22 protein-coding genes are annotated in these 22023 nt (G+C 36.4%); 13 read left to right on the forward strand and 9 right to left on the reverse strand.

Annotated features, from left to right (window positions below; translation table 11 throughout):
* Positions 1 to 173: 173 nt before the first annotated feature.
* From CMCT_RS03005 to CMCT_RS03040, 8 genes are all read left to right on the forward strand, one after another.
* Positions 174 to 1517, forward strand: coding sequence for a sodium-dependent transporter (locus tag CMCT_RS03005; protein WP_034968161.1), 1344 nt, complete (start codon positions 174 to 176; stop codon positions 1515 to 1517).
* Positions 1518 to 1521: 4 nt separating this feature from the next.
* Entirely contained in the window at positions 1522 to 2853 is a 1332-nt protein-coding gene (locus tag CMCT_RS03010) for a sodium-dependent transporter (protein WP_034968163.1), read from the forward strand.
* The gene (locus CMCT_RS03015; protein WP_051654856.1) at positions 2853 to 4205 is read left to right on the forward strand and encodes a sodium-dependent transporter; all 1353 of its coding nucleotides are present in this window, start codon (positions 2853 to 2855) and stop codon (positions 4203 to 4205) included. The genes CMCT_RS03010 and CMCT_RS03015 overlap by 1 nt, the downstream gene beginning before the upstream one ends.
* A gap of 8 nt (positions 4206 to 4213) precedes the next feature.
* Positions 4214 to 4726: a TRAP transporter small permease subunit gene (locus CMCT_RS03020; RefSeq protein ID WP_034968166.1), complete on the forward strand. Its 513-nt coding sequence runs from the start codon at positions 4214 to 4216 to the stop codon at positions 4724 to 4726.
* Positions 4723 to 6054 (forward strand): TRAP transporter large permease, encoded by a 1332-nt coding sequence (locus tag CMCT_RS03025; RefSeq protein ID WP_034968169.1) that lies wholly within the window; start codon positions 4723 to 4725, stop codon positions 6052 to 6054. Before CMCT_RS03020 ends, CMCT_RS03025 begins: the two co-directional genes overlap by 4 nt.
* 23 nt (positions 6055 to 6077) lie before the next feature.
* Positions 6078 to 7892: a biotin/lipoyl-containing protein gene (locus CMCT_RS03030; protein ID WP_034968171.1), complete on the forward strand. Its 1815-nt coding sequence runs from the start codon at positions 6078 to 6080 to the stop codon at positions 7890 to 7892.
* Between the two features lie 9 nt (positions 7893 to 7901).
* Positions 7902 to 9479 carry a phosphoenolpyruvate carboxykinase (ATP) gene (pckA, locus tag CMCT_RS03035; protein WP_034968174.1) on the forward strand — a complete coding sequence of 526 codons (1578 nt, stop codon included), beginning with the start codon at positions 7902 to 7904 and terminating at the stop codon, positions 9477 to 9479.
* Positions 9480 to 9542: 63 nt separating this feature from the next.
* The gene (locus tag CMCT_RS03040; protein ID WP_034968176.1) at positions 9543 to 11135 is read left to right on the forward strand and encodes a DUF4153 domain-containing protein; all 1593 of its coding nucleotides are present in this window, start codon (positions 9543 to 9545) and stop codon (positions 11133 to 11135) included.
* On the opposite strand, the gene CMCT_RS03045 is transcribed toward CMCT_RS03040, so the two are convergent.
* Genes CMCT_RS03045 through CMCT_RS03055 form a run of 3 tightly spaced genes read right to left on the reverse strand, consistent with a single transcriptional unit; the run spans position 11136 to position 12555 of the window.
* Positions 11136 to 11678 carry an SCO family protein gene (locus tag CMCT_RS03045; protein ID WP_034968179.1) on the reverse strand — a complete coding sequence of 181 codons (543 nt, stop codon included), beginning with the start codon at positions 11676 to 11678 and terminating at the stop codon, positions 11136 to 11138.
* Positions 11679 to 11686: 8 nt separating this feature from the next.
* Positions 11687 to 12121, reverse strand: a complete 435-nt coding sequence (locus CMCT_RS03050) for a hypothetical protein (protein ID WP_034968181.1) — start codon at positions 12119 to 12121, stop codon at positions 11687 to 11689.
* Positions 12118 to 12555 (reverse strand): copper chaperone PCu(A)C, encoded by a 438-nt coding sequence (locus CMCT_RS03055; RefSeq protein WP_034968182.1) that lies wholly within the window; start codon positions 12553 to 12555, stop codon positions 12118 to 12120. Before CMCT_RS03055 ends, CMCT_RS03050 begins: the two co-directional genes overlap by 4 nt.
* Before the next feature lie 132 nt (positions 12556 to 12687).
* Here CMCT_RS03055 and pgp2 point away from each other — a divergent pair, with 132 nt between their 5' ends.
* The 5 genes from pgp2 to CMCT_RS03080 are packed head-to-tail and all read left to right on the forward strand — an operon-like array spanning position 12688 to position 15676.
* Complete coding sequence (gene pgp2 / locus CMCT_RS03060) at positions 12688 to 13650, forward strand: cell shape-determining L,D-carboxypeptidase Pgp2 (protein WP_176325005.1); 963 nt, start codon at positions 12688 to 12690, stop codon at positions 13648 to 13650.
* A 1-nt stretch (position 13651) separates the two neighbouring features.
* On the forward strand, positions 13652 to 13882 hold the full coding sequence (cmeU, locus tag CMCT_RS03065; protein WP_034968185.1) for a CmeU family protein: 231 nt from the start codon (positions 13652 to 13654) through the stop codon (positions 13880 to 13882).
* Entirely contained in the window at positions 13882 to 14895 is a 1014-nt protein-coding gene (locus CMCT_RS03070) for an alanine racemase (RefSeq protein ID WP_034968188.1), read from the forward strand. The genes cmeU and CMCT_RS03070 overlap by 1 nt, the downstream gene beginning before the upstream one ends.
* Positions 14892 to 15296, forward strand: coding sequence for a hypothetical protein (locus tag CMCT_RS03075; protein WP_034968190.1), 405 nt, complete (start codon positions 14892 to 14894; stop codon positions 15294 to 15296). The genes CMCT_RS03070 and CMCT_RS03075 overlap by 4 nt, the downstream gene beginning before the upstream one ends.
* Positions 15296 to 15676: a hypothetical protein gene (locus CMCT_RS03080; protein WP_034968193.1), complete on the forward strand. Its 381-nt coding sequence runs from the start codon at positions 15296 to 15298 to the stop codon at positions 15674 to 15676. Before CMCT_RS03075 ends, CMCT_RS03080 begins: the two co-directional genes overlap by 1 nt.
* 67 nt (positions 15677 to 15743) lie before the next feature.
* Here the strand turns inward: CMCT_RS03080 and CMCT_RS03085 are convergent, their stop codons facing one another.
* From CMCT_RS03085 to CMCT_RS03110, 6 genes are read right to left on the reverse strand one after another with little or no spacing between them, the layout of a single operon-like run.
* Positions 15744 to 16592, reverse strand: coding sequence for a hypothetical protein (locus CMCT_RS03085; RefSeq protein ID WP_034968195.1), 849 nt, complete (start codon positions 16590 to 16592; stop codon positions 15744 to 15746).
* Positions 16589 to 18256: a hypothetical protein gene (locus CMCT_RS03090; RefSeq protein ID WP_176325006.1), complete on the reverse strand. Its 1668-nt coding sequence runs from the start codon at positions 18254 to 18256 to the stop codon at positions 16589 to 16591. Before CMCT_RS03090 ends, CMCT_RS03085 begins: the two co-directional genes overlap by 4 nt.
* Positions 18257 to 18308: 52 nt before the next feature.
* Positions 18309 to 18776: a phosphatidylglycerophosphatase A family protein gene (locus tag CMCT_RS03095; protein ID WP_034968198.1), complete on the reverse strand. Its 468-nt coding sequence runs from the start codon at positions 18774 to 18776 to the stop codon at positions 18309 to 18311.
* Positions 18777 to 18785: 9 nt separating this feature from the next.
* Positions 18786 to 19940 (reverse strand): sulfate adenylyltransferase, encoded by a 1155-nt coding sequence (locus CMCT_RS03100; protein ID WP_176325007.1) that lies wholly within the window; start codon positions 19938 to 19940, stop codon positions 18786 to 18788.
* Positions 19918 to 20808, reverse strand: coding sequence for a response regulator (locus CMCT_RS03105; protein ID WP_034968201.1), 891 nt, complete (start codon positions 20806 to 20808; stop codon positions 19918 to 19920). The genes CMCT_RS03100 and CMCT_RS03105 overlap by 23 nt, the downstream gene beginning before the upstream one ends.
* Positions 20805 to 21920 (reverse strand): bifunctional 2-C-methyl-D-erythritol 4-phosphate cytidylyltransferase/2-C-methyl-D-erythritol 2,4-cyclodiphosphate synthase, encoded by a 1116-nt coding sequence (locus CMCT_RS03110; RefSeq protein ID WP_034968202.1) that lies wholly within the window; start codon positions 21918 to 21920, stop codon positions 20805 to 20807. Before CMCT_RS03110 ends, CMCT_RS03105 begins: the two co-directional genes overlap by 4 nt.
* Between the last annotated feature and the right edge of the window lie 103 nt (positions 21921 to 22023).

Here is a 22023-nt window from a genome sequence, read left to right on the forward strand (position 1 = left end):
TTTTATTTTCTTAAAATTTTATATGTTTGTGGAAAATATTTACATAGTGTTTCAAAAAAAGTTAAAAAATACTTAAAAAAGTTAAGAATTTGCACTTATTTATAAAAATTCAAAGCTTTTTATGGTATTGTTGGCTCATATTTATTTTATATTAAGAAATGAGTTGTTTTTAAATGATAAAGGATCAGTTCTCAAAAATAGGCTTTGTTTTGGCGATGGCAGGTTCTGCTGTTGGTCTTGGAAATGCGTGGAAATTCCCAACAATGGTCGGCAACAACGGCGGTTCAGCGTTTATCGTGCTTTATCTTGCACTTACTTTTGGTATAGCTTTTGTTGCATTTTTGGCTGAGCTTAGTATAGGAAAATTGGGCGAAACAGATCCCGTGCATTCGCTTTACAAACTTGCTCCAAAGTACAAAAAGCAGTGGAGTATGGCGGGATTTTTTATGATTGGAGCGGTGCTTATAGCTTCATTTTATATGGTTGTGATTGGCTGGATTGTAAAGTATATTTATCTTAGTTTTGGTTCGCTTCCTACCGATACAGCACAGTCAAGAGCGATGTTTGAGTCGCTTTTGTTTAACGAAGCGATAAATTCCATAATATGTTTTAGTATAGTTTTTAGCATTGTATTTTTTGTAGTTTCAAAGGGCATAAAAAGTGGCATTGAGCGTTTAAATGTTTGGATGATGCCATCTCTTTTTATCTTGCTCATAATAATGTTTTGCTACTCACTTAGCGTTGGAGATGGTCTTTTAAAGGCGGTTTCGTTTCTTTTTGTCCCTGATTTTTCAAAAATAACACCAGAGATCGTGCTTCAGGCACTAGGACTTGCATTTTTTTCCCTATCTATGGGAGTTTGCGTGATACCTACATACGCAGCAAGCCTGCCTGACGGCACAAATTTAGTAAAATCAACCCTCTCTATTATATTTATAAATATCATAGTTGGCATTATGATGGGGCTTGTCGTATTTACGTTTGTTTTTGCTTACAACGGAGATACCACGCAGGGTGGCCCTGGGCTTATATTTGTAAGTCTTACAACTCTGTTTGCAAAGCTTGGCTTGGCTGGAAATTTCCTAGCTGTTGCATTTTTTGTGTCGCTTTTGTTTGCGGGTGTTACAAGTGCCGTGTCTATGATAGAGCCATTTGCCTACTACTTGATTAATAAATTTAATTTTACACGCAAAAAGGCACTCATTTTAATCGCTAGTTTTGTTTATGTTCTTGGAATTTTTTGCATACTTTCGTATTGTAAGCCTACAAGCGAGGTGTTTATGCTTTTTGATAAGCCATTTTTTGATGTGCTTGACTATTTGACATCAAATATCATAATGCCACTTGCTGCGATTGTGTTTAGCATTTTTGTTGGGTTTGTGCTTAAAAAAGATGGTCTTGGCTATCTTTTTGTGCCGTTTATGGGCAAGGCTTTGTTTGAAATTTGGTATTTTGCACTTAGATTTATCGTGCCAGTAGCGGTTTTTGCGATTATGCTTTATCAAATTTTAAAGTAAAAAAATGGCTGAGAAGTTTTCAAAAGTCGGTTTTATCTTGTCAATTGTAGGTGCGGCTGTTGGACTTGGCAATGCGTGGAAATTTCCATATATGGTCGGTAGCAACGGCGGTTCTGCATTCGTGCTTGTTTATCTGTTTTTTGCACTTATCGTTGGTCTTAGCATATTTTTTGCCGAGATGGCAATGGGCAAAATTTCAGGTCTTGATACACCAAATGCCTTTAAAAATTTAGCACCAAAATACGGCAAAATTTGGTCGTTTGCTGGTATTTTTATGATTACTGGAATTTTTGTAGCTTCGTTTTATACGCTAATAATCGGCTGGGTTATAAAATATGTCATTATCTCATTTGGTGTTTTGCCAAGCGATATACCTAGCTCTGGCAAGATGTTTGAAAATTTTATCTCTAAAAATGCGTTTGAGCAAATTTTATACTTTACGATTGCATTTTTAGCATACTTTTTTGTGCTTACAAAGGGCGTAAAAGCTGGGATTGAGCGTATAAATTTGTGGCTCATACCTGCACTTTTTATACTTTTAATGCTTATGCTTGGCTATTCATTTTCGATGAATGGTTTTGAAAAAGCCGTGAAATTTTTACTTGTGCCAGACTTTGCAAAAATAGACAAAGATAGCATTTTAGCAGCACTTGGACTCGCGTTTTTTACGATGTGCGTTGGTATTGGTGCTATTCTTAGCTACTCAACTAGCCTTGATGATAGGACAAACCTCTTTACTTCATCGCTTTATGTCGTGCTTTTAAACATTCTTGTAAGCGTTGTTATCGGGCTTATTGTATTTACATTCGTATTTGAGTTTAACTCAGAGCCAATGGGTGGCGTTGGACTGGCGTTCGTATCGCTACCTACGCTATTTGCAAAGCTTGGGACGCTTGGTAATGTGCTTAGTTTCACATTTTTTACAGCACTTGTTTTTGCAGGACTTACATCTGCTATATCTATGGTTGAGCCTTGTATTTTGTATCTTAATAGAGCTTTTAAATTTAGTAGGCTTAAGGCTATTATTATCGTTGGTGGTGTTGTTTATCTGCTTGGAATTTTATGTGCTTTATCAAATATTGACGGAGTAAAGGAAAATTTAGTATTTTTTGGCAAGGGATTTTTTGATCTGCTTGATTTTTTAAGCTCAAATATCTTGCTTCCGCTTGGCGGTATCGCATTTTGCGTGTTTGTTGGATTTGTGATGAATAAGCAGAGCTTAGAGAGGCTTTTTGTGCCGTTTATGGGCGAGATGATTTTTAAAATTTGGTATTTCTTGCTATGTTTTGTAGCACCTGTTTGTGTATTTATCGTATTGATTGGAGGACTTATTTAGTGGAAAAAAAAGAGTATTTTGGAAAGATAGGCTACGTTTTGGCTGTTGCTGGTTCGGCTGTTGGACTTGGGGCAATTTGGAAATTTCCTTATGTTGTTGGTGCAAATGGCGGTTCTGCATTTGTGCTTTTGTATATTTTTATGTGTGCTTTGGTTGCTATACCGGTATTTTTAGCAGAGCTTAGTATAGGAAAGCTTAGTGAAAGTGATGCTATAAATTCATTTAGGAAACTTGCTGTTAAACACAAGCGGTTATGGGGATATGTTGGCGGTATGACGATGGTTACAGCAGCTGTCATATCTAGCTACTATCTTGTAATTATCGGTTGGGTTTTAAAATATCTTACACTCTCTTTTGGTTTATTGCCAAGTGATATGAATAGCTCTAGTGGGCTTTTTGTGGAGTTTTTGACAAAGGACTGGGTATCTCAGTTTGTCTTTTTTGCTATTGCGTTTGGAATTTGCATACTAATCCTATCTCGTGGCGTAAAAAGCGGGATTGAAAAGATAAGCGTGTGGATGATGCCAGCACTATTTTTAATGCTTATTTTTATGCTTTTTTACTCATTTTCTATGGACGGATTTGGCAAAGCTGCACAGTTTTTATTAATACCTGATTTTTCTAAGATTACTCTTGATTCGTTCTTTTTTGCGCTTGGACTAGCATTTTTTACTATGTCGCTTGGTATGGCGGTTATTATCACGTACTCAGCCTCACTTTCAGATGATACAAATTTATTTAAATCAACCCTAAGTGTTGTTGCTATTAACATAATTGTGGCTATTATCGCAGGACTTGTGATATTTACCTTTGTTTTTGAGTATGACGCTACGCCTGGTCAGGGTGTTGGACTTGTTTTTATGTCGCTTCCTACTCTTTTTTCAAATTTAGGTTTTACGGGAAATGTTTTAGCTGTTATGTTTTTTATCGCACTCAGTTTTGCAGCACTTACTTCAGCGATCTCTATTATTGAGCCATTTACGTTCTTTTTAATAAGAGAATTTGGTATAAGTCGCATAAAGTCTTTAACCTTTGTTGGTGTTGGAATTTTCGTGCTTGGTATTCTTTGCATATTTGCAAATATTGAGGGCGTTGGAGAGCATTATAAAATTTTTGATAAGGATTTTTTTACCTTTCTTGACTACACGGCTGAGAAAATTTTACTCCCACTTGGCGGTATAGGCGGAGCGATATTTGCTGGATACGTGATTAAAAAAGAGGCATTATATACGCTATTTAAGCCATATATGGGGGATTTTATATTTAAAATTTGGTATACTCTCATCAGATTTGTCGTTCCAGTTTGTGTGGCTATTATTATGATAAATGCGTTATTTTTTGCAAAGGGTTAGAAAATTTTATGCTTACTAGTGTTGAACGTTTTTTTGATTTAGTGTCAAAATTTATATGTTTTGTATGTATGTGCGTAATGGCACTTTTAGTTTTAGATGTCTTTTTTAATGTAATTGCTAGATATTTTTTCAAATACGGAAACGTCGCATTTCAGGAGCTTGAGTGGCATTTTTTTGCGATTATATTTTTGCTTGGTATGAACTATGCATTAAATGATGACGCTCACGTTAGAGTTGATATATTTTATGCGAAATTTAGCCCCAAAACAAAGAGCTTGGTAAATATGTTTGGTGCTTTATTTTTTATAGTTCCGTTTGCTATTTTAGTCTGCTATCTCTCTATTGATTATGTGACTGAAGCCTATACTTCAGGCGAGGGTAGTAACGATCCAGGCGGTCTTAGCAATAGATGGATTATAAAGGCTTTTATACCGGCTTCATTTTTCCTACTCATATTTTTTGCTCTTAACTTTTTTGTTAAAAATTTAAGAACTTACATAGAAGCAAAGAGGGTAAAATGACCGGCGTAGTGATGTTTTTAGCGGCTCTTTTGATGCTTGGTCTTGGTTTTGGTGTGGCTTTTACCTTTGCTGCTGTTGCTATGCTTTTTGGACTTATTGGCGGTATGGTTGAGTCATTTGGTGATGGCGATGGCATTATTGGTGGGTTTGTGATTTTTAAAGATATGTTTGCATTTATGCCTTATAGAATTTACTCCATAATGGAGAATAAAATTCTCATCGCCGTCCCTTTGTTTGTTTTTATGGGTGTTATTTTAGAAAAATCAAAACTTGCTGAGCGTATGCTTGAGTCTATGGCTGTGCTTTTTGGTGGCATAAGAGGCGGGATAGCTATTAGCACTATTTTAGTTGGAGCATTACTTGCGGCTTCGACTGGAGTTGTTGGTGCTAGTGTCGTTGCTATGGGTGTTATAAGTCTGCCTGTTATGTTAAAGTATAACTACAATAAAGCACTAGGTTGCGGAACTATCTGTGCCTCTGCAACGCTTGGTCAAATTATTCCGCCATCTATTGTGCTTATTATTTTAGGAGATATTTTTAGTGTGCCAGTTGGTGAGCTGTTTCATAAGGCAGTGTTGCCTGGTCTTTGCTTGGTTGGTGCTTATATTTTATATGTTTTTTTTATTGCCTATTTTAGACCTCATTTAGCTCCAGCCATTCCTGTTGATAACAGCATTAGTAAGGCACAGCAGATTAAAAGTGCTATTTATGCGATTTTGCCACCACTGCTTTTAGTTATTTGTGTGCTTGGCTCGATTTTTGAGGGGATTGCTACACCTACTGAGAGTTCGGCGTTTGGTTGTGTTGGTGCGATAGTATTATCCATAATTTATAAGAAATTTTCATTTAAAATTTTAAAAGACGCCTTGCAAGAGAGTGTTAAAACGACAGCTATTATCTTTACTATACTTGTTGGAGCAACTGCCTTTTCTATGGTGTTTAGCTATACTGGCGGCGAAGATGTAGTTAGCGAGTTCATGACAAATTTGCCAGGCGACAAGTGGGGATTTATCATATTTTGCATGGTTGTTATCTTTGTTCTTGGCTTTTTTATAGATTTTGTTGAAATTTCATATATCGTGCTTCCTATTATAGTTCCAATAGCCTTGGATATGGGCATAAATCCGCTATATTTTGCTATTATTGTAGCTATGAATTTGCAAACCTCGTTTTTGACACCACCTTTTGGATTTAGTCTATTTTTCTTGCGTGGCGTTGCTCCTGATAGTATTAAGACGAGTGAAATTTATCAAGGTGTGACTCCGTTTATATTGATACAACTTAGTGTTTTGGTTGTTTTTTTGTTATTTTTTAATGAGATAGTTTAAAATTTAATAATTAAGGGAGAAAAATGGCTAAGAGATTCATTGACGTTATGGATACAACGTTTCGTGATGGCTTTCAGTCGGTTTTTGGTGCTAGGGTTTTAATGGACGACTTTTTTCCAGCCGTAGAGGCTGCTAAAGAGGCTGGCATAACGCACTTTGAGTTTGGAGGCGGTGCTAGATTCCAAAGCCTTTATTTTTATCTAAACGAGGACGCATTTGCGATGATGGATCGCTTTCGTCAGGTTGTTGGAAGCCAGGCAAATTTGCAGACGTTATCAAGGGGTGTAAATACCGTTACACTTGATACTGGCAGTCGTGAGATTGTTGATCTGCACGCTAAGCTTTTTAAAAAGCACGGCACGACTACGATTAGAAATTTTGACGCCTTAAATGACGTTGAAAATCTAAAATATTCAGGCGAAAGGATAGTCGCACACGGCTTAAAACACGAAGTTGTTGTTACTATTATGGATTTGCCACCGGGCTGTTCTGGTGCTCACGACGTAGCATTTTATGAGAGAATTTTACGTGAAATTTTAGACGCAAATATCCCTTATGATAGTGTTTGTTTTAAAGACGCAAGTGGTACATCAAGCCCTCAAAAAGTCTATGAAACGATAAAAATGGCTAGAAAAATGTTGCCAGAAAAAACTCACATCAGACTTCACACGCACGAAACGGCGGGCGTTAGCGTGGCTTGTTATTTAGCTGCACTTGAAGCTGGGGCTGACGGCATTGACCTTGCAGCTGCTCCGATGAGTGGCGGCACAAGTCAGCCTGATATCCTGACAATGCTTCACGCTTTAAAGGGCAAGGATTATGATTTAGGGCTTGATTTAGAGAAAATTTTAAAATATGAAGCGGTTTTAGGTGAGTGTTTAAAGGATTATTTTATGCCACCAGAAGCCACGCAGGTAAGCCCACTCATACCATTTTCGCCAATGCCTGGCGGTGCGCTTACGGCAAATACACAGATGATGAGAGATAACGGCTGTTTGGATAAATTTCCAGCTGTGATTGAGGCTATGCGTGAGGTCGTGGAGCTTGGTGGATACGGCACTAGTGTTACGCCAGTCAGTCAGTTTTACTTTCAACAAGCCTTTAATAACGTAATGTTTGGCAAGTGGAAAAAAATCGCCGAGGGATACGGCAAAATGGTGCTTGGCTACTTTGGCAAGACGCCTGTTAAGCCAGATGAAAATATCGTCCGTCTAGCCTCAGAGCAGTTAAATTTAGAGCCGACGACTAAAAACGCCATTGATTTAGCCGACCTTGATGAAACAAAATCACTAGCTTACACGCAAAAAATCTTAGAGAGTGAGAAAATTCCGGTTACTGATGAGAATTTATTCATCGTTGCCGCTTGTAAAGAAAAGGGTGTTGCGTTTTTAAAGGGCGAAGCAAAGGTAAATGTAAGAAAGGGCAGTTTGGCTAAGCCTAAATCTAGCCAACAAAATAGTCTAAAAGATAGCGGAAAATACAACGTAGTTGTAAATGGTGCACGATACAACGTCGAGGTAAAAGAGGGTTTTGATGATAATGTAGTCGTTCAGAGTATAACTGCCATTGGTGAGCTGTCTAGCGTAAAACAAGAGCAAAAAGAGATTGTCGATGACGGACTTGAACCAATTTTATCAAGTTTGCCAGGGGCTGTGTTTAAAATTTTAGTTAAAAATGGAGATAGTGTAACAAAGGGTCAGATAGTATTTATAATAGAAGCTATGAAAATGGAGATTGAGATTTTATCGCCAAGCGACGGCGTGGTAAAATCTATTGAGGTTTCACAAGGACAGAGTGTGCAAAACGCACAAATTTTAGCAAAATTAAAAAAGAACTAAGGAGAAAAAATGACGCGTGATTTTGAAAGCTTGGGGTTAGCAGACATCAAAAAGGTCTATCACAACCTAAGCTACGATGAGCTTTTTAACCACGAGGTTAAAAACGGCGAGGGTAGGGTAAGCAGTAATGGCACCTTTATGGTTGATACTGGCGTATTTACCGGTAGAAGCCCAAAGGATAAGTATTTTGTAAAGCAAGACCCAAGCGGTAAATTTATAGCGTGGGGGAAGGTAAATAAGCCTATCTCAAAAGAGCTTTTTACCAAGCTTTTATCAAAGGCAAAAGCACAGCTAAGTGGTAAAGAAATTTACGTGCAAGACGCATTTTGTGGTGCGAGTGCTAAGTCAAAAAAGGCTGTTAGATTTGTTACAGAAGTAGCGTGGCAAGCGCACTTTGTAAAAAATATGTTTATTCGCCCAAATGATAATGAACTAGCAAATTTTAAGCCAGATTTTGTAGTTTATAACGCTTGTAAGTGTGTAAATGACGAGTGGCAGAAGGACGGACTAAATAGCGAAGTTTTTGTCATTTTTAATGTTGAAGAAAATGTAGCGGTTATTGGCGGGACTTGGTATGGCGGAGAGATGAAAAAAGGGATTTTTTCAATGATGAATTACTGGTTGCCACTTGAAGGCAAACTCTCTATGCACTGCTCAGCAAATGTAGGCAAAGACGGCGATACAGCACTATTTTTTGGTTTAAGTGGCACGGGCAAGACCACGCTTTCAACCGACCCACACAGAAAGTTAATCGGCGATGATGAGCATGGCTGGGACGATGAGGGCGTATTTAACTTTGAGGGCGGTTGCTACGCAAAGTGCATAAATCTTGACCCTGATAGTGAGCCTGAAATTTATAACGCAATCCGCCGTAACGCTTTGCTTGAAAATGTCGTAGCTGACGCAAATGGTGTGGTTGATTACAAAGACGGCTCAAAGACCGAAAACACACGTGTTAGCTATCCGATAGAACACATTGATAATCACGAGCCAAGCCTAAGTGCTGGCCACCCAAAAAACATAATATTTTTAACAGCCGACGCATTTGGTGTCTTGCCACCGGTTGCAAAGCTTACAAAAGAACAGGCGATGTATTATTTTCTAAGTGGCTACACAGCAAAAGTAGCAGGCACAGAGCGTGGCATAACCGAGCCGGTTGCGACCTTTTCAGCTTGTTTTGGTGAGCCATTTATGCCACTTCATCCGACAGCTTATGCAAAGCTACTTGGTGAAAAGATTGATAAGCACGGAGTAAGCGTATATCTAGTAAATACCGGTTGGAGCGGTGGTGCTTATGGCGTTGGAAAACGTATGAGCATTAAGGCTACTCGTGCGTGCATAAACGCCATACTTGATGGTAGTATTAAAAACTGCGAATTTGAAAATTTTGATAAGTTTAATCTTGCTATCCCAAAAGAGTTAAGTGGCGTTGAAACAAAACTTCTAAATCCTATAAATACGTGGGCAAACCAAGATGAATACATAGCCCAGCGTGATAAACTCGCCACTATGTTTAGTGAGAATTTCAAACGCTACGAGGACGTAAAAGAGGGCGTTGAGTTTGCCAAAGCTGGTCCAAAACTATAACTACTTCAAGGATTAGTGGCAAACACCACTAATCCTTTTTGTGCAAAATCCACAAGGGAATATATGAATTTTAAGCCACTATTAAATACGTTTAGAGATAATAAAATAGAGACTTTGCTGATACTTTTATCAAGTTTGCCGTTTTTGTTTTTTAGTTTGGAAACTTTAGAGAAATTTTATGTTTTTTACGCATTTTCTGGCATTGCTTTTTGTATCATTCATCTAGCAAACGGCACGAAATTTTATAAAATCGCTTTCGTTTTTGTTGCTGTTTTTTACATTTTTTTAATAAAATTTGGCTCAAATTTCAGTGATTTTGTACAAACCGAGCAGTTTTTGGCTCTAAATTTCATAGCCTTTCTCACGCTTTTATCAGCTCCGTTTTATAGCGACGATGAGCGATTTTTAGGCACTTTTATTAAAAATTTAACCGCTGTAATTTACGCCATTTTGATTATGCTTGGCGTGTTTGCTTTGGTATGTGGATTTATCGCTAGTGTTTCGTATCTTTTTGGTTTTAGTTTTGGCGATTATGCTACAAGCTTTTTAACGCTATTTTTCTTAATTACTCCAACGCTATTTTTGTATTTTAAAAATACTGAGATTTTGCCAAAATTTGGCGTCGTTTTTGAGATTTTGTTTAGCATAGTTAGCCTATTTTTACTTGCTTACACGGCTTTGCTTTACGTTTATTTTGCTGTGATTGCCATTAGTTTTGAGCTGCCACGAGGTATGCTATCGCTTATTATTTTGCCTTACCTTGCCTTTGGTGTTACATTTTACTGCTTAAAGGGGCGATATAGTGGCAAATTTTTAGCCTTTTATAGGTATTTTGGCTTAATCTGCTTAGTGCCACTTATTATGCTTTTTATAGCGGTTTTAAGGCGAGTTGGCGAGTATGGCTTTACGATTGATAGATTTTATCTCTTAGCACTTGCTGTTTTGTTTAGCGTTTTTGCTGTTTTGTTGCTTTTTAAAGCCAAAATTAGCCGTTTTATGATAAGTTTTATCGTTTGTATTTTTGTATCGTTTTTTGTCTTTGATGCTACTAAAATTTCGCTAAATAGCCAAATAAATCGGCTAAATTCGCTTCTTTTAAAGCAAAACGCCCTTGATGAAAAGGGTAAGATAAAGGCTGATTTTAATATAAAAGATGGCGAAGAGTTTATCGTGGCTAATGAAATTTATAAACTTTTTGATTATAAAAAATCAAAATTTGAAGAAATTTATGGCAAAAACGGCGTAAAAATATTTTTGGAATTTAGTACAATTTATGCAGATAGTGTCATTACATTTAACCTAGACGCAGGTAGCCAGCTTGATTTAAGTAGCGAGTTTAGTCAAATCATCTACGTTGCAGACTACGTTTTTAGCGATGATAACGCCACCAAAAGGGGCGACTTAGAGCTTTTAAGCGACGGCAAAGAGATAATGAAATTTTATGGCGATAAATTTATAAGTGAAGCGTTTAAGAAAAATAGCCTTGATATAAATAAAACCTACACCCAAAGTGAGTTAGAAGGCTATAAATACGACTTTTTGCAAAGGGCTGATGAAAACGGCACGCTCGTATTTAGCGAGATTGAGATTAGAAATGATGGAGCTGGGTATAAATTTGAGTATGCCAAAAACGCCATTTTTATAAAGAAAAAGTAGCTATGGTCTTTTGCTAATTAGTTGCTCTAAATTTTCACTTATGTTATCTGGTGTTAAGTTTGAAATTTCAGTAAAAAATTTACCATTTTTATCAAGCAGATATATGCTAGATGAGTGAGCGACGGAGTAGCCCATAGCCGAGTCTGGCATAGGGATTTTTTTGTATTTTACGCCGTAATTTTTTGTGACTTTTTCTAAATTTTCAACCTTTAGTCCTACCGCGTTTTTGTAAAAATTTTGAGCCATTTGTGTTAGATCGTCATTTGAGTCACGCTCAGGATCAAGCGTTATGAAAATCACTTCAAAATCATCTCTGTTTAACTTATCAAGTGCGTTTGATATGAGTGATAGAGATGTTGGGCATACGTCAGGGCAGTAAAGATAGCCAAAATACACTGCTTTGTATTTTCCATTAAAGCTTTTAAGGCTTATTTGAGTGCCGTTTATATCGGATTTAAAGTCGTATTTGTTTGGCTTTAAGATCAAAAAGCATATACCAAAAACTATAAAGAAAAATGTAAAAATATAAAATATATACTTCACGCAAACTCCTAGTTTTTAAGATCAAAATCTATAAAGATACCGCTTTTTTTGCCGTCTTCAAGTATCTCAAATCTATACCGCATAACATCTATCAGACACGCACTTAAAGCGAGTTCTGATAGATATACGTCATCTTGTTTTTTAAATTTCGCCTTTATTTTGCCCATATCCATATTTAGCCCATAAGCCTCAATGCTTGGGTTTTTAAGCTCTAAACCCTCAACGCTAAGCCAAACGGGCCTCATCGCATAAATTGGTCTAGGAAATAGCTCAAATGTGATATTTTTATCGCCAAATTTGATAGTGCAGGGCGATTTGTTTAGATCGCACTCAAGCTTTGAGAGTGTGCTATTTTCATCACTTTGTATACTGGCTGGTTGCTCCTTAAAAAAATACCACCCAGCCAGTATCAAAATAGGCAAAATAACAAGGAATTTTCTCATTTTTCTAAGAATAGTGTTTTTTGATTTACAACGCTTATATCTTTTATAGTTATGCTTTTGCCAGTGTCAAAATTTAGCGTTAGATCTACGCTCTCTCCGTTTATTAGCTGTTTGTTAAGCCCCATAAGCATAATGTGAAGCCCACCAGGTTTAAGCTCGACGCTCTCTCCCGCCTTGATCTCTATGTCATCTATTTTTGTCATCATTTTCATACCGTCTATCATCTTGTGTGTATGAATTTCTACTGTTTGGCACACGCTAGAACTAGCTCCGATAAGCTTAATGTCGGCTCCAAGATCGTTTTTGATATTCATAAAAACAGCACCATTTTGAGCTGACTTCATACTCTCTTTTGCATAAATTTTCTCTATGCTTATCTCGCCACCAAATAGGCTAACAGCCACCAAAGCTAAAAACGCAGTTATTTTTCTCATAAATGCTCTCCTTTTTGAAATTTATTATTAAGAGCCATTATAGGATTTAAACTTTAAAAAGAAGCTTATAAGCAAAATTTTTAATTTTTAAGCTATAATTAACAACTTTAATTTAAATTTCTGGGAGAAATTTTGAAAAAACTACTCTTATTTATTACTTCATTAGGCTGTTTATTTGGTAGTGATTACGAGGAGATATATCTTAAAAAAGGTGCCGCTGAGGTCATTAAAGCGATAGAGAAAAATATATTAAATGGCGATTTTTGGGCAAAAAAATTAGCCGATAAAAATTTAGAGTATGGCTACTACGACTCTGATGTGCTTTTAAATATCGTCGATAAAGACAAAAAAGAGTTAAAACTTTTATCCTACCAAGACGGCAAAATTTCTGAAATTTTAAAAACCGATGTAATAGTTGGCAAGAGCGGAGATAAGCTAGTTGAGGGCGATTTAAAAACGCCAATAGGTGTGTATGAGCTAACTCGTAGATTTACTCCAACAGACCCATATCTTGGGCCACTTGCGTTCTCGCTTTCATATCCAAATTTGTTAGATAAGCAGTCAAAGCGAAACGGAAGTGGAATTTGGATACACGGCTATCCGCTAAATGGCGATAGAACTGACGAGCTTAAAACAAAGGGCTGTATCGCCATTAAAAACGACACTCTTATGAAGTATGACAAGCTTATTGACCACAAAAAGAGCCTTGCGTTGATATTTGAGGGTAAAAAAATAGAGGCAAATGCTAACGATATAGGGGCGGTATTTGCTGGTGTGTTTGCCTGGAAAAAGGCGTGGAGCGAAAATGACATAGAGGGTTATTTGAAATTTTATGATGATGAGTTTATAAGGCACGACGGAATGAGCCTTGCAAATTTTAAAAATATGAAGCGAATGATATTTTCAAGAAACGAACAAAAACGCATAAGTTTTTCTAGCTTTAGCATTACACCATATCCAAACACAAAGGGTTATAAGATTTACCGCGTAAGCTTTTATGAGGACTACTGGGTGCCAAGCTATAAATTTCAAGGACAAAAGACACTTTATGTAAGGCTTTATGGGGATAAGATTAAAATTTTAGTGGAAGAGTAAGATGAGAGATGAGATACAAGCAAAATTAGACGATATTTTTAAAGCCAGAGGCGACTTTTTTGCACTTTTAGACACGCTCGTGCCTAAAAAAAATGGCACTGATGTTTTTGATTTTGCCAATGCAAAAGAGGCTGATTTAAAGGAAATTTACGCAAAATTTTACGCGTTTGATTATAGTGTTAGGCGTCTTTTGCCAGATGTTTATAAAGTCTTTGACGTAAAAGCAAAATAATGGCTAGAATTTACCTAGATAAAAACGCTTACATAAACAACCTTGAGTGTATCGCTAAAAAGGTGGGCGATAAAGAGCGTGTCGTTTTGGTTCTTAAAGATAATGCCTATGGGCACGGAGCTACGCTATTAGCTGGTGTTGCTAAGGATATCGGCTTTAAATTTTGTGCTGTTAAAAATGAGTACGAGGCGGATGAGCTAGAGCCGTTTTTTGATAAAATTTTGATACTTTCCCACATACCAGAGGGCAACGAAAGCCAAAGATATATCTATGCCACAAATTGCCTTAAGGCGTTAAGAGATATAAAAGATGGTACGAGAATTCATCTTGCGGTCGATACTTTAATGCATAGAAACGGCATACAGATGAGTGAGCTTGATGAGGCTTTTGAGATTATAAAGGCTAAAAATCTCGTGCTTGAGGGGGCTTTTACACATCATCGTGGAGCGGACGAGCTTAGTGCTGAGTATTTTGTGCAAGATCAGAATTTTAAATCAATAAAATCTAAAATTTTAAAAATCGCAAGTGAGCTTGGATTTAATAAGCTTAATTTTCACTCACGAGCTTCGGCTGCGTTTGAAAGGGCATTTGATTTTGATGATGAGCTTATTAGGGTTGGTATAGCACAACTTGGTTATGCTCAGTTTGACGCTACTTTGGGTTTAAAGCCTGTGCTTAGCTTGTGGGCTAAAAAGGTAAGTTCTCGTGTTTTAAAAGCGGGGCAGGGTGTCGGATATGGCGGAAAATTTGTAGCAGATAGTGATATGAATATCGCCACTTATGACCTTGGCTATGGTGATGGGTTGCTTAGGTATAATGGGGTTGGTAGGCTCTGTTTGGCTAGTAACGAGCCTTTGCTTGGGCGTATGAGTATGGATAGTTTTTCTAGTAAGGATACTGGAGAGTGGGTGTGTGTTTTTGATGACGCTAGAGTTTGGGCTAAATTTTTTAACACTATAGAGTATGAAATTTTAGTAAAACTTTCGCCATTTATAAAAAGAGAGTGGCGATGAGAGTGTTTGTAGTGGTTTGCCTTTTGGCAGTTTTTGGCGTTTCAAAGGATAACTTAACCGACGCTCAGATGAAATTTTATGAGAGCTTGATTGATAGCTTAAATCCAAACGAGATAGCACTTATGGTGCAAAATTTATCAACTGCGTATCTGCCTTCAAAGATTAATGAAAATATTACGCTAAAAAATATCAAAGCAGACGACACGACGCTTGTTGGCGAATTTAGCGTAGACAAGGATAGTTCTAACCTAAAACAAAAGCTTATTAGTGGGACTAAAGATGAGCTTTGTGCGAATAATTTATTTGTCAAAGTCCTAGATAAAGGGCTTGTGATGGTTGGAAATTTTAGTGCTAAAAAGCCGTTTAAAATAGTTGTGGATAGGAAATTTTGCGGTATTTAGTGGCTATTTTATTTAGCGTTTTGTCGTTTGCTACGCCTTATGATTTGGCTAAAGCATACGCACAGTATTACTTTAAAGCCTTACCAATGCGTATTGATGACTACTTTAGCTTAACGGCACTGCTTGATGTTGGCGATGAGCTTTACTACCATTATAAAGTAAATGACACAGCTCGTCTTGTCATATCGCAGATGAGTAGTGAGCAGATAGAGACTTATAAAAAGAGCCTAAAGAAGACGAACGAGGATAGGCTTTGTAAGGATGAGCGAGTGATTGCTATGCTAAATGGTGGCATAAAGCTTCATCATCTATTTTACAGAGAGACCGGAGCTCGTCTTCTTTTTGAGTTTGTGATAGATAAGAGATCTTGTAAAATTTAAAATTATTGCAATTATGGTTTTTTAAGGCAAAGTGATATTATCTAAAATACCACTTTGTATTTTTAAGTTATTTTATAAAATGAAGAGCAATTGCTACGACTGAAATAATAAAATTTACTACACATAAAAGATAAATTTTTATATTGCTTTGGTTTTGAATTTTAGCGATAATTTCGGCGTTATTTGCAATTCTTTGAGCATTTTGTTCTATTAGTTTAGACTGCTCGTCGTCTAGGATGTTTTTGTTATTCTTAAATTCTTTAAAAATTTCTGAGTGCCTGGCTAGTGTATCCTTGTTTTTAGCTATTGTATTTTGGTTTTCTTGTATTGCTTGTGATTGCTCGTCATCAAGTTTGCTTTTTTCGTCAAGCCTATTGTTAATATTTTTTATATCTTGCTCGCGTTTAATCTCTTGTTCGGCATATTTTTGTGCAGATTCAAGCATATAGTTTGCTATTTGAGTATCTTGTTCACTAAGTTTTACTATATGTCCATCTCTATCTTTAAAGCCTTTGGCAATGATATGAGATATATGTTGGCTCATATGCATTGAAAATAGTGCCGAAATTTGCGTTAGTTTTATTGCTTCTTGTTGTAATTTTGCTAGCTCTGCTACTGCTTCATTTGTCATACTTTGTGCTTTGATAATTAAACGCTGTCTTGCCCTTAGTATATCTGTGTCATTTTTTCCAAATAAACCGCCAGTAGTAAAATTTGTTATTTTGTCAAACATACCAGCTTTATCACTAGAATTTTCAGCTTCACTACTTAGTTCTTTTGCTTCTTTGATTTTCTTGTTTAAACCATTTATCGCTGAAAATATTTCATCTGTTTTTTCTTTTGCTAGTATTTCAACCTGTTTTGGATCGCCTGTGGTTAGGATATTTTTTTCATCTATCGTGATAAGATTACTCATTTTTGTTCCTTTAATTTTTGCATTATGCTATCAAATTCTGATATTTTTTGCTCAGAGTTTAAAAGGCTTTCATCTATTTGGGCTTGAGTATTTTTTATTATTTCAAAGCTTTGCTTTGCTCCTGCGAAAATAGTGTTATATCCGTCTGCTAAAACAAAGTAAGTTTGCGCAATTTTATACTGAACTATCTCGCCAGTTTTGGTAAGTATTTGAATTCTCAGCCTGCTCTCTTTATTTTCACTTCTTGCCTTATCCATAAAGTATAGTGCAATAGTTGTTAAAAGTCCGCCACAAAGTGCACTTAATGTAACAGCTATGGCACCACCAAGCGTATGCTCGGTGCTTATTGGAATTTGCATAAGTGGTGCTAAGCCAGGAACGCAATTAAGTAACTTATCTATCGCTTCTGTTAGCCCAAGTGATAAAGCTCCAATCAACCCTGCTGTCAAAATCTTTAGTGCCTGATAATTTACCTCATCTTGTGACATATTGTGTGGAGGATTTATCAAGATTTTTAGAGCCTGAGCAAGTGAAACAAACCCAGCTCTAATCATATTTACAAAGCGTTTTAGTGTTGTTGCAAATAGATTTATAACAAAGGTAAGAATATTTGATAAAAATGCAGTAACTCCAGCTTCTATTGAACCTGTAAAAATATCTTTCCATTTTTCTTTAATTTGCTTAAACGTTTCACTAAGTCTTGTTTTAAAACGCTCAAAAATTTCTTTTAACGATTCTTTTTTGGAATTTTTAAAAGTAGTGTGAATTTCGATAAAAATTGCTTGCATTAGATCTCTAAGCACAACACCAAATGCTGAATATATTGCAGTATTTACGGCGTCATTAGCACCAGTTTTTGCAAGATCGGCACTGTATTTTTTAAGTGCTTTTTTGTTTATTTCACTTTTTATATGATTTCTAGCATTATGGTCTGCATTGAGTGCTTTTTCTTTATTTATATCATATTTTTGAGCCTTTGTTTGACCAGTTTGCTTATCTATTTTTTTCAAAAAATCACTCATTTTCATATCGCCTTTTGACTGATTTAAACTAGCGTCAGTAAAAGCTAAATTCTCTTTTGAAGTTGCTATCTTAGCTCTCTCCTCTGGTGTTGCAAAAAGATGATTTTTAGCTGTACTTTCTATCTCTTTAGCCGAAACAATGTGATCTAAATGAGTTCTGCCATCCTTTGGGAGTGGTTTGCCTGTGTATACATCTATTATCGTAGTAGTATTTTGAAACGCCTCTTTTCTTAGTTTTGGTAGTGGCTCATCGTAGCCTACATCTTTTCTTACAGTCGCCCAGTCACTGGCTTGATTATTTTTAAAGTCTTCATATTTTTTTGCGTCGTTTTGATTTGCAGTTATACCTTTTTCAAAGTTGTGTGTTGTCGTTACGCTCCCGCCATCTCTTGCGTCTATAAAAAGTGATGCTAACCCAAATTGTGATGTGATAGTGTCTATTACATTATTTTTACAAAGCTCAAGCAGTGTGGCATTTTGTTCTTTTGGTAAATTTGAGCGTAAATTTTCAAGATCATTTAAAGCTTCTTCTAGTCCTTGTGTGATAGTAATTTTAAAAACATCTTGCTCTGAAATTCTATCAAAATCTATCTCGTGTACACTGAAATCAGTATTTAAAAAGTCTATTTGCTGTTCTTGCATTATGCCACCTTTTTGAAGTTTTATAGAAAATTGTACTTTATTTATATAAAATTTAAATTACACTAATCCCAAATTTTAACAAAACACCATATACCATAGCACTAGCGATACCAGCGACAAACCCAGCGACCAAATCATCGCCCATAACGCCAAGACCGCCTTTTACGTTTCTATCAATCCTGCCAATTATCGACGGCTTTGTGATGTCAAAAATTCTAAAAAATATAAGCGATAAAATCATCTGTGTAATAGTAGTCCCACTTATAACAAACGCGAGCCAAACCCCTGCTACTTCGTCTATAACGATACTTTGGTGGTCGTGTTCACCAGTTTTTTTCTCATATTCGTTTATTACGTTAATTGCAACGAGTGAGATTAGTATCGTTGCTAAAAACAAAGTAGTGGCTGAGAAAAATTTAAGCACAAAAAACGCCACAATGGTCGCAGCAATAGAACCAGCTGTTCCAGGTGCTTTTGGACTAAGACCAGCTCCAAAAAATGTCAAAAATACTCTTTGCATAAAATTCCTTTAAGTCATAGATGATGTTTGATAAAGCTTCATAAGTTCTTTATAGAAGTCCTGATCGCTTCTAGGCTCGATAAGCCCAATATTTGGAAATAGATCGTCGCATAGTTTTTGGACATTTTTAAAGCGATTTGGGAAAATTTTACTTAAAATAAATGCCGAAATATCTGGTCTCATAAGTATCGCAGGTGGCATAATACCGCTAAATAAAAGCTCCTTTATCGTGTGCGGATGATACTTTATGTGATGATGTCCGCCGTGTGGGCAAGTTTTTGTGCTGACAAGAGTTTTGCACTGATTACAATAGACAAGCTCCGGGAGTATGACTATTTGCATATTTAGCTCTTTTGTTGCTTCATCAAGCATAGTGTGTGCCTTGTTTTGATCAAAAAACATACCGATTCCACTGTGATTTTGTCCGATGACTAGCTTGTTTGCACCAAGTCTGTGAGCTGCTATGCACTCCAAATTTGGGTTTTGGTGTGAGCTAAATAAGTTCGTATTTTTAAAAGGGATGACTACGACCCTTTTTTGTGGCAGGTAGTTTTGTATGAAAAACTCAAGTACACTTCTTCTTAGCTCAAAGCTTATATGCGTATCTTCATAGCTTTGAAGCAAAAATATGATTACTAAATCAGCCTTGTCTATGGTCATTCTTATAATTCGCTCGTGTGCCCTGTTAAATGGGTCTGCGGTTAGCATTAGAGCCGTTATGGTCTGTGCGTTTTGCTCCTTTTTTATGCTTTCTATTTGCAATTTTGCGTTTGCTACGTCGTTTAAAAATATCTCAAATTCGCCAGAAACTGCGATATTTCCAAGCTCTGGCTGTTTTACCGCTCCAGCACTAAAGATATTTTTTTTATACTCGTCTTTCATTTGATAAACACTGCTTACATAGATCCTTCCGACCAAATTTTGCTCAAACAAAAGATCTATCGTATCGCCACTTTTTGGCTCTAGCCCCTCTAGCTCTTTTGGTGCAAAGATAAATGGAAACGGCATTAGCTCAGAGTCAAAAAAGCCAGTTTTTATAGCCTCTTTTGCCTCTTTTTCGTTCATTAGGCTGTTAAATTTTGAAAATACCTGATTTTTGATAAGTTCTAAAGTCCCTAAGGATTGTTTTGTGATATTTAGGCTATTTTTTCTTTGCGATATCATATTTTTTTCTCTTTTCCCAAAGTGATTTTCGTGAAATTCCAAGCCTTTTTGAAAGCTCTGTATCTGGCAGCTTATCTTGATATGTGGATATAACGTGTCTTATGTATTCATCTAAAGTTGCGATCTCGTCGATACTAAAGACCTTTTTGCCTTGTGCTATGCTTATGGTTTCAAAAGAACAGGTTTGCTCAAAGTCATTAGTTGAGATGATTATCTTTCTTTTTCTGCAAGTGTCAAATAGCCTAGTTTTTTCATCATCTGATAAATTTTGTATACCAAGAATATAAATGTATTCGTTTTTTGCATTAAAAAGCTCAGATAAAACTTGCTCGATGTTGTTTGCGATGATGAGAGTAAAAGCTACATTATTTTTGTTTGAGTATTCATATACAAATTTATCTGCGTAGCCTATTTTTGGAGCTTTTATAAGAAGCGGGAGTTTTATTTTTTTATACTCATACTCATCTATTTTAAATTCTCTTAGTGAGTACGATATGTAGTTTTTGTAAAAATTTAATTCCTCATTTTTATGTGCATTTTGTGCAAAATGGTTGATTTTTCTTATGAGTTCTTCTATCATAAATGGCTTTTGTATGTAGTCACTAGCTCCAGCTTCTAGCGGTTTTGATACGGTGTCGTTGCTTATGTAGGTTACTAAAAGTATTATGATAGAGCCTTTAAATTTTTCAATTACTGGATAAAAATTTTGCCCACTAAATGTGGTAGAAAGTAACACTATGTCAAAATCACCAGCGTTTAAAGCCTCTTTGATGCTACCTGCGATTTCGCACTCGTGCCCCTTATCAGCAAGTTTTGTAGCGATTGAACCTGCTAAATAAATTTCATTATCTACGATTAATACTTTCATCTTTTCATCCAGTCAAAATATTTCAAATTTACACTTGCTATTACAGCAATACCCTCTTTTCGCCCTACAAATCCGAGCTTTTCGGTTGTGGTCGCTTTTACATTTATTTTACAAGGCATTACGCCTAAAATTTCAGCTATATTTTGCTCCATTTTTGCCTTAAATTTTGAGATTTTTGGTGCCTGTGCCATTATCGTGATATCAGCATTTATAAGCTCAAAACCAACACCTTGCACCATTTCATAGCTCTGCTTTAAAAGCAAGGCTGAATTTGCACCTTTGTATTTTATGTTAGTATCTGGAAAATGCTCCCCAATATCGCCAAGCCCGCTAGCTCCAAACATAGCGTCAATTAGTGCGTGAAGTGCCACGTCGCCGTCACTATGAGCTTTTAAACCTTTTTCGTATTCTAATTTTTCTCCGCACAAATAAAGCGGATAATTATCTGCAAATTCATGCACGTCAAAGCCGGTGCCTACGAAATTTTGCGTTGTAGGTGGAGTTAGATTAAGCTTAGCTAGATCCGCTTTTGTCGTGATTTTTCTAGCTTTTTCATCACCTAAAATTTGCCAAACGCTACCACCAATCGCCTTTATGGCTGAGCTATCATCTGTGTAAATTTCGCTCGTATCAAGGGCTTTTTTAAGAATTTGCGTACGTGAGAGTTGTGGGGTTTGAATAAGCTTTAAATGCTCTCTATTTATTGCCGTTTCGCCAAGATACGCCGTGTCAGCAACATTTAAAACCGGCACGATACAGTCGGCATTTTTAGCGTTTACGATGATTTTTGAAAAAAGCTCATTTGATATAAGGGGCCTAGCTATATCGCTAACTAGCACGAACTCCGAATTTACCGCACTTAACGCATTTTTTAGGCTCTCTTGTCTAGTATCTCCACCATTTATAAATTTATAGTGTGGCGCAAATTTTTTTGAATATTCACAATCGCTTGAAACGACAATGATATCTTTAAATGTGTAAAAACTGCTCAAATTTTTAGTAGCCCAAAGCCAAAGCGGATCATCGTCAATGCGTAACCACTGCTTTTTTACGGGCATTTGCATACGTGTGCCACTTCCTGCACCAAGCATAACAAGTGTAATGTCTAGCAAAATTTTTCCTTTAAAAAGTGTTACGAAATTATACACTCTAAAAACTTTAAATTTGATTTAGGCAAAAATGATAAAATGTAGGTTTTAAAATTTTAAAGGAGAA

Source organism: Campylobacter mucosalis, assembly GCF_013372205.1.
Lineage (GTDB): Bacteria > Campylobacterota > Campylobacteria > Campylobacterales > Campylobacteraceae > Campylobacter_A > Campylobacter_A mucosalis.